This window comes from Shewanella hafniensis (assembly GCF_019655335.1).
Taxonomy (GTDB): Bacteria; Pseudomonadota; Gammaproteobacteria; order Enterobacterales; family Shewanellaceae; genus Shewanella; species Shewanella hafniensis.
The window spans coordinates 1-9,012 of the sequence record NZ_BPFD01000117.1 but is presented as its reverse complement, the minus strand read 5'-3'; the positions used below and the strand labels follow the sequence as shown (position 1 = coordinate 9,012).

The 9,012-nt window shown below is 46.3% G+C and carries 8 protein-coding genes; 1 reads left to right on the top strand and 7 read right to left on the bottom strand.

Annotated features, from left to right (window positions below):
- Positions 1-504: GNAT family N-acetyltransferase (locus tag K5Q99_RS20635; protein WP_246604551.1), on the top strand; the 504-nt coding region annotated here is incomplete at its 5' end.
- A gap of 339 nt (positions 505-843) precedes the next feature.
- Here the strand turns inward: K5Q99_RS20635 and K5Q99_RS20630 are convergent.
- The 7 genes from K5Q99_RS20630 to K5Q99_RS20600 form a co-directional block, all read right to left on the bottom strand.
- Entirely contained in the window at positions 844-1,260 is a 417-nt protein-coding gene (locus K5Q99_RS20630; RefSeq protein ID WP_220777989.1) for a rhodanese-like domain-containing protein, read from the bottom strand.
- A gap of 104 nt (positions 1,261-1,364) precedes the next feature.
- Positions 1,365-1,577 carry a YgaP family membrane protein gene (locus tag K5Q99_RS20625; protein ID WP_006082265.1) on the bottom strand — a complete coding sequence of 71 codons (213 nt, stop codon included), beginning with the start codon at positions 1,575-1,577 and terminating at the stop codon, positions 1,365-1,367.
- 43 nt (positions 1,578-1,620) lie between these two features.
- On the bottom strand, positions 1,621-4,872 hold the full coding sequence (locus tag K5Q99_RS20620) for an efflux RND transporter permease subunit (protein WP_220777988.1): 3,252 nt from the start codon (positions 4,870-4,872) through the stop codon (positions 1,621-1,623).
- A gap of 36 nt (positions 4,873-4,908) precedes the next feature.
- Positions 4,909-5,922 (bottom strand): efflux RND transporter periplasmic adaptor subunit, encoded by a 1,014-nt coding sequence (locus K5Q99_RS20615; RefSeq protein ID WP_220777987.1) that lies wholly within the window; start codon positions 5,920-5,922, stop codon positions 4,909-4,911.
- 171 nt (positions 5,923-6,093) lie between these two features.
- On the bottom strand, positions 6,094-6,810 hold the full coding sequence (locus tag K5Q99_RS20610; RefSeq protein WP_006082262.1) for an SIMPL domain-containing protein: 717 nt from the start codon (positions 6,808-6,810) through the stop codon (positions 6,094-6,096).
- A 146-nt stretch (positions 6,811-6,956) separates the two neighbouring features.
- On the bottom strand, positions 6,957-7,343 hold the full coding sequence (locus K5Q99_RS20605) for a VOC family protein (protein ID WP_006085487.1): 387 nt from the start codon (positions 7,341-7,343) through the stop codon (positions 6,957-6,959).
- A gap of 103 nt (positions 7,344-7,446) precedes the next feature.
- Complete coding sequence (locus K5Q99_RS20600; RefSeq protein ID WP_220777986.1) at positions 7,447-8,760, bottom strand: OmpP1/FadL family transporter; 1,314 nt, start codon at positions 8,758-8,760, stop codon at positions 7,447-7,449.
- Positions 8,761-9,012: the final 252 nt, after the last annotated feature.

Here is a 9,012-nt window from a genome sequence, read left to right as displayed (position 1 = left end):
AAGCGGATCGTATTGATATCTTCATCAGCTGATCATCTTCATATAGAGCTTGAAACACCACAGTTACTTGCTGCAAAATTAAATGCAATTGTTTCAAACGCTTGGCCTTGTGGCGAATACGATTGTGATGCAATAGCGTTTTTCCTTGCTTGCTATGAAAATGGCGGTGAAGCAGCCCAAGGTTGGTATGGCTGGTATGCAGTTGATATTAATCCTGTTTCAGGAGAGAGAACGCTAGTTGGCTCTGGTGGTTATTTTGGACCTCCAGATAGTCATGGGATGGTTGAAATTGGTTATTCAGTGCTACCTGAGTGGCAGCGTCGTGGCTATGCTACAGAAATCGTTAATACACTCGTTTCCCATGCTTACTCTTTTGAAAAAACAAAGAACATTATTGCTCATACATTAGCGGAAAATGAAGCATCAAAAAGGGTTTTGATTTCCAATGGTTTTAGTGAGACTGGCGTTAATGAAGGTCATCTACGTTTTGAACATGTTAGATAGTTAATTTTTTGCCATACATCGGCTCATTGATGTTACTTGTGTAGCAGCGAAAATGATTACTAATTTTTACCTGAATCGATTTACGCTAATAAGATACTTTAATATCTCGCCATTCGCCCGCCATCTTAGAAGTCAAATGTTGGGGTGGATAAAAAGCTTTTTATATAAAGCAATGTTGATTGATAGGCTATTGCTTAAAGTAAGCTTATTCACTTAGACAATAAAAAAGCGCCTTAGGGCGCTTTTAGGGGTTAAAGCTTGAATGACTATAATGAGGTGACAGTGCTTAAGTGATTAACGCTTGCTTCCCCGCACTAGAGCCTATTCGATGGCGGTGAATTACTTAGCGGGCGTTTTTTGCGCCTCAACTAAGGTGGAATAACCGCCACCATTATAGGTTTGAGTGTATCCAGCAGCGACTAAGGCTTCGGTTGCGATGCTGCTACGGCGACCACTGCGGCAATACAAGACAACGGGTGCATTTTTGGCGATGCCGCGCTTAGCAAACTCCTCTGCCACTTGCTCAAAGGGAATATTTACCGCATTGGCTAGATGACCTTCGGCAAATTCTTCGGGCGTTCTGACATCGAGTACCATAGCGCCTGCGGCAATTTTATCCCATGCGACTGCTGGATCTTGGTCGGCGGCGTTGGCAATCATTGGCATTAGCAGCAGTGGCATGAGTACCAGCGACTGCAGGCTTAACAGGGCTAAGCGCATTAGGCTTTGGCCACGGGTTACTAGGTTGTGGGTCACTTTATCTCTCCTTGACGATTTTTTGGGCAAGCTTGTTTTAGCCAAGTGGGTACTTGCTTACCTAACTCTTAAGTCTTAACTATTAAGTAGTGACTTTGTGTGGCTTAGCTTTGCTTGGCAATTTCAGCCTCTGATTTTACACCCAATTTGCGTAAAACCATTGCTGCAGGGCAAAAGCCGGTAAAAGCACTCTGGAACAGGTTCGCGCCAACAAATGCGGTTAACCACAGAAAGTTGTGGTGCACATAGGCGGTTAACACCAGTGACAGTAACACCATAAATCCGGCAAAAGCCATAATACTGCGTTCTAATGACATACCTTACTCCTTGAGGCCATCTTGGTGATGGCCTTTGTTGTGGTTAGTTTTGTGTTTGTGTTTGTGTCTGTATTTGAACAGTATTCATGCGGTTTTTCATTGCTGTGTAGTACAGCACTGGGATGACAACTAAGGTCAGTATGGTCGAGATAAAAATACCAAAGATCAGACTGATCGCTAAGCCATTGAAAATCGGATCATCAAGGATAAACAGCGCCCCTATCATGGCCGCTAATGCGGTGAGCATAATGGGTTTGGCCCGCACGGCACCCGAGTGGATCACTGCCCGCTCAAAGGGCACGCCGGATGCGGTTTCTTGATTGATAAAATCGACCAATAATATCGAGTTACGCACAATAATCCCCGCTAGCGCTATCATGCCTATCATGGACGTTGCGGTGAATTGTGCTCCGAGCAGGGCATGGCCTGGCATTACACCAATCACAGTTAATGGGATTGGCGCCATGATGATGAGCGGCACGAGATACGATCTAAACTGCGCCACTACCAAGAGATAAATGGCGATCATGCCGACCGCATAGGCGATGCCCATGTCTCTAAAGGTTTCGTAGGTGATTTTCCACTCGCCATCCCACAACACGGCGACCGAGTCTAGCCCTGTGGGTTGGTGAATATAATGCTGATCAAACCCTAAGCCATCGGCGCCATCAATTTTGCCCGCCATGTCGAACATGCCGTAGAGTGGGCTGTCCAGTGGCCCCGACATATCGGCGACGACCATGATCATAGGGATCATATTCTTATGGATAATCGGTGCATCGATTTTGCCGCGTTTGATGGTTACCAGCTCAGACACAGGCACGGATTGCCCCGTTTGGCTCAGTAACTTCATATTCAGCACTTGCTCTAAATCGACTTTCGCACCTTCGTTTAATTGCAGGCGGATCGGTATCGGTTGTTTTTGCTGGGCTTGATGTAAATAACTCACATCTTTGCCGCCAACGGAGGTGGCAATCAAGTCGACAATATTGCTGTAGGGCACGGCCATCAGGCTGGCTTTACTGCGGTCGATCATCACCTGCCATTTTTGCTGGGCAGCGGGCAAGAAAATATCGATATCGACCACATCTTTGGTTTCATGGAACAGCGCCTGCATCTCGTAAGCGGCTTGCTCGCGGATTGCGGGGCTTGGGCCATACACTTCGGCAACCAGCGGCGACCACACTGGCGGTCCAGGTGGCACTTCAACTACTTTGATATTGGCTTGATATTGCTCGCCAATTTGCTGCAGTTCGTCTCGCACCGATACCGCTATGGTGTGGCTGTCGCGTTTGCGGTGTTTTTTATCCACTAAGTTAACTTGAATGTCGCCAAGCTCTTGGCTGTGACGCAGGAAGTAGTGACGCACTAAGCCGTTAAAGTTCATTGGCGCGTTAGTGCCCGCATATAACTGCAGATGCTCGACTTCAGGGACAGTCGTCAGATAGCGACTCAAATCCTGTAGCACTCTTTGGGTTTGCTCTACGGGAGTGCCTTCTGGCATGTCTACCATGACTTGAAACTCGGACTTGTTATCGAAGGGCAGCATTTTCAGCACCACGAGCTGACCGACGGGGAGCGCGACCGCGATGCCGATTAACACAAATACGCCGGCAGCCAGTCCCACTCTTGCCTTACGGGCATTTTTACCCAGCAGGAAAGGGCCTATTAAGTGGGTGAAGAGGCGCACCATCTTAGTTTCGGCTTCATCCTCGTGCGAGGCTTGGGAGCTATCGTGCTTATTATGTTTCAGCAGTTTACGACTGAGCCAAGGAGTGACCACAAATGCCACTACGAGGGAAATTAACATGCCCATACTGGCGTTGATGGGGATTGGGCTCATGTAAGGCCCCATTAAGCCCGATACAAAAGCCATCGGCAGCAAGGCTGCGATAACAGTAAATGTCGCCAGAATCGTCGGGCCGCCGACTTCATCGACCGCCACAGGGATAAGCTCACTAAAGGACTTTTTGCCGAGCGCCATATGCCGGTGAATGTTTTCGACCACGACTATGGCATCGTCGACCAAGATGCCGATGGAGAAAATCAAGGCGAACAAGGACACGCGGTTTAAGGTAAATCCCCACGCCCAAGAGGCGAAAAGGGTGATCGCCAGCGTGATAATAATGGCCACACCTACGACTAAGGATTCGCGGGCCCCCATGGTTAAAAAGACCAGTACGACTACGGCGCTGGTGGCAAAAATCAGTTTTAAAATAAGGGTGTTAGATTTATCCGCCGCGGTTTCGCCATAGTTACGTGACACTGTGACTTCGACATTCGCGGGGATCAACACATTGTCGACCTTAGCAATCCGCTCAATCACACTGTCGGCGATATCGACGGCATTTTGTCCCGCTTGTTTACCAATTGCGATAGTGACGGCGGGATAAATGTCGGTTTTATCCGCGTGCCAAACACTCTGCTTAGGGATATCACTTTTTAAGCTGATTTCGGCAATATCCGCCAAAAAAATCGGAATATGCTTACCTTGTTTATCTTGATAGACACTGACAACTAGTTGCTTGAGATCGTCTATGGATTGTAAAAATTGCCCAGCCTGAACTTTAATCTCTTGATTACCTTGCACTAAGGATGCAGGCATAGAGACCATATTATTGTCATTTAGACTCTGTCTTAACTTGTCGTAGGTCAGATTAAAGCTGTTCATCTTGGCGGGATCGATACGTATGTTGGCCACCATGTCGTGCTGGCCAACGGTATAGATTTCGCGGGTACCGGGAATGCGCTTAATTTCGGTTTCTAACCCAAGGGCGACATGGGTCAGTTGCTCGGCAGAGACTTGTCTGTCCTTTGACCACAAGGTCAAACTGACAATGGGCACATCATCGATGCCGCGGGGTTTGATCAGCGGATCACCCACGCCTGCGCCCCTTGGCAATTTATCCATGTTGGAATAAATCTGGTTGTACAGGCTGACGATGGCATCATTGCGCGCGACCCCGACCTTAAAGATGACGATAATCAGTGCGCCATCGGGTTGGGAGAACGAATACAGGGTATCTATGCCTTTGATTTCTGAGATCACTTGCTCCGCAGGCAAGGTGACTAAGTTTTCAACTTCGGTAGGTGTCGCGCCGGGAAAAGGAATAAACACGTCGGCAAAGGTGACATCAATTTGTGGCTCTTCTTCCTTTGGCGTCACCAAAATAGCGAATAAGCCAAGCAAGAGTCCGAGAAGCGCTAATAGCGGCGTGATGGCGCTATTTTGGAAGGCGGCGGCAATTCGACCGGAAATCCCAAGTGTGGTCTGTGGTACTGGAGCATGTTTCATAAAACAACCTCGACAAAGCTTAAGTCGCTAGGGAATTTATTGCTTTTTGTTGAGCAACACTTGGTAGGCATCAACGGCAACCTTGTCGCCCGACTTCAGGCCCGCCAGCACTTCGACCTCGCCATCTAAGGGACTAGCTACACGGACTTGGGTGAGTACAAATTCTTCGCCCTTTTTAAGGTAAACGCTGCTCAGTTCGTTCATTGTGAGTAGCGCTGAGGTGGGCAGTTGGATTTTTTCTCGTTCGCCATTTTTAAAGGAAGCTTTTGCCCAAGTACCGGGTTGAAGATTAGCTTCATTTTCAGGCAGATTAATACGTACTTGATAGCTGTGGCTGACGGGATCGGCAAAACTAAAAATAGTGAGATCCTTTGAGATTAACTCGCGGCCATCACTTAAACGGACGAGGAATTCGGGGGCGTTTTTCAACTGATTGATATAACGCTGCGGCACTTGGGTAATGGCGCGCATTTGACTCGCGGAAAACCCTGAAAGTAGTGCTTGTCCTGGGCTCACCGTTTCGCCCAGTTCGACAAAACGCTCTGTGACTACACCACTAAAAGGCGCTGATACCACAGTGTATTTTAAGGATTCGCTGGCTTTGATGACGCGGGCTTGCGCTGCGGTTACGGCTTGTTCTGTGGCCTTAGCATTGGCGGTGGCTTCATCCATCGCGCCCTTAGAAATCGCGCCTTGGGGAAATAACTCTTTATAACGTTTGTATTGAGCTTGGGCTTCCACATTCAAGGCTTTGGCTTTGGCTAAGTCGGCCTCAAAACTTGCGAGTTCAGCGCCTTGTTCTTTACTGGTGATCTCCAGTAGGGCGGCCCCCTCGGGGACAACATCGTTAACATCGTAGTTGAGTTTGACGATACGACCAGAGGTTTGCGCTGACACAGTCGCCGCTTTTACTGCTTCTATGGTGGCATCTAAGGTGACCCAATTGGCGTAGGGTTTAGTTAAGACTTCGATGGTTTCGACTGAGGCAGCCTGAACTTGAGTACTGGCAAGCGCCAGCAGTAAGAAAAGAACGCGAGAAATTGACGTCATAATTCATATCATCCCAGATGTAATTCATGAGTAAATTCTAATGGAGTTGTTTTCAATAGGCAATCAATATTTATTAGAAAAATTTAATATAGTGTATTTTCCTAATTTAGGAATAAGGCCCATAAGTGCCTTATTCCTATCGTTTCAGTGAGTTCCGACTAAGCCTAAGATTTAGTCATTTAAATAGTAGGTGAGTGTGGACACAATGCGAATTTGTTTAATGTAAGGCGTGCTGTTATCGCGATCCGAAATAGTAAACTGGCCTTGACTGGCGGTTTTAATTTTTCCGAGGCGAGAATCTGAATCCTTAGCAAATTTTTCCGCCACTTCACGGGCATTTTGAGTGGCTTCTTGCACCATCACTGGTTTGACTGAATTGAGATCGGTAAACAGGAATTCGGTGCGATTGTCATACTCTTGGCTGGCGATCGCTATGCCTTCCTTCACTAAGCTAATCATCTGCTTACGAGTATTGAGCATTAAATCAATTTGCGGGGTATAAACCGACAGGTTCACCTTTGCCGAGTAACGGTATCTGACGTTGGGATCGACATAACCTTGGGCTTGGCGATCTTCAATTGAAGGTAATGAAATCGTAATTTCGCTATCGCTAAAGCCTTGTTCCTTTAAAAACGCCACGACGCGGTCGGTTTTTTGCTGAACCGTCTCGTAGAGTTTAGGCAGATTATTATCGACCTCAGTGAAATTGATTGGCCAAATCGCCACGTTGGCTTTGACTTCTTTTTCCGCTAAGCCCTTAACTGTCACTGTGCGTTCCATAGCTTTCATCTGCAATAACGCTGTGCTCGCTGTCTGACCAACATACACAAGCCCAGCACAAAGGAAACCGCCCAGCAGCAGGGCAGGAAGGATGTTATTTTTTTCCATAAAAAGAATCTCTTGATTAGATAAACTCAGCCTACGATACCCAATAAACCTAAGTCATGCACTGGGTTTATTCGGGATAGATGCCGCTTAAGATTTGAGGGAGACAAGTTGGCGATATCAGCTTGATGTCGCTTTATTGAGACGGGCTATTTTTCCGGAGGAATAACACTTGGCTGCCATAATTCGACTTTATTGCCGTCGGGATCGATAAACCAACCAAAGCGGCCAAACTCTGAATCTTCAATGCCACCCACGAGCTGACCGCCACCTTGTTCGACCTGTATGAGCGCTTGGGCCAGATCATCAACAATAAAATTGAACATAAAGCTCTTATCTGAAGGCTCAAAATAGTCCGTGCTATGGGCGAAGGGCGTCCAAACATGGTAGCCGAGCGTCGCTTTATCTGTGTGATAAAACGCGGCGCCGCCCCAGTTTTCAATGGGAACTTGAAGGTGGGTTTTATACCAAGTTGCCAAGGTAACAGGATCTGCACTTTTAAAGAAAATTCCACCGAGTCCAATGACTTTAGCCATAGCCGTAGCTGCGTGTATAGGAGTATGAATTAACTTTAGGCAATAAATGCTTAAGATACAAAAAAGCCGCAAAAAATGCGGCTTTTAGGATTAAGCGTTTAGCTTAGAACTGGTAGCTGTATTGAACTGAGTAGTACATACCGCTTGATTCAGTAATTGCATTCACAGGACCTATGCCTGTGATAGAGCTGTTTTCGATCAGGTGAACTTTTTCACCTTTAATATAAGCGATACCAAAGTCAACGGTGTTTTGTGGGTTGATGTTGTAGCTCATACCCGCTGTATACCAGTTACGGTCAGAGTCTGGGAATGAAATTGAGCTAATTTCGTCCACAACGCCTTGGTCATGCATATAACCTGCACGAACGGTGAATTGTTCGTTGATAGTATAAGTACCACCTAGGCTGAATAACCATGAATCTTTCCATTGGTATTCTTTCAGAGCCTTGTCACCAATATCCATAGACATACCAGCGCCTGTTTGGCCGGGTAGAATAGTTGCTACACCATCTTTAGCAGTGATTTGGTCAAAATTACCCCATTGGGTGTGTTGCGCTGTGTAGTGCACTGCAAATTTAGACGTTAGCTGATGGAAACCTGCAAATTGGAAAATATCGGCGAGTGGTACATCTAAACTATCAAAACTGGTGGCAACATTCACTTTACCAACATTTGGTAAAGTGTTTGATGTAATTGTATTGACATCACCTTTAACATTCACTGTTGGGCTGAAACGATAGCTGATACCGAAACGGTTATCTTTATCTAGCTCAATAGTGGCACCCACTATACCACCGAAGGCCCAGCCGTCAGCGTCGACGTCAACTAAAGGCGTAGTGCCCATGTTACGGGTTAAACGACCTTCACCGTAGATGGCATCCACACCCGCACCGATACTGAACATGTCATTAATACGGTATGAAAGGCTGGTGTTAAAGTTAACCGTTGTGACTTCTGTTTCGCCAAGCAGATCATAGGGTGCTGGTGAGCCTGCTGGTAAACTCTTTGAAAGAGAGCTGGCATCGGTACCGGTACCAAAGTTAGAAAACGCAGCAAAGCCCACGGCGAACTTATCGTCGATTGGGTGGATGTAGAAAATATTAGGGATAATTTTAGAGCTACCCGCATCATCAATGCTGCCTAAGTCTACGGCACCACCGGCAAAGTTAACGTCTTTAACATCAACAGTAATATCGGCATAAGTTAAGCCGAAGGAGATCGCATCTTTATCGAATAATGCCATAGCTGCAGGGTTACGTGATAACACAGAAGCGTTATCGGCAATAACCGCATCACCAGCAAATGCACGGCCCATACCTGTGGCTGATTGACTGTTGAGTTGAAAACCTGAAGCTAAGGTTTGAGTACTTGCTAATGCGACAGAAACGGCAATGAGTGTCTTGTTGAATGTTTTCATTATAATTCTCTCTATTTTTTATAAGTATTGGATTTTTATTCGGTCCTAGTCAGCCGAAAGTATTTAAATCCATTTATTAGTCTTCGGCATCTTATGGACTGAATCTACCCTCAACAAGTCCGACCAGATGTGAAAATTGTTAATTTTCAGTTAATTGAAAACCTTTAAAACAGAGGTTGAACTTTAGTACGCTTGAATGGTCTGGCCAGATGCTTGATATGAAGGGCTTTGGGTTTAACGATAGGTTTCAAT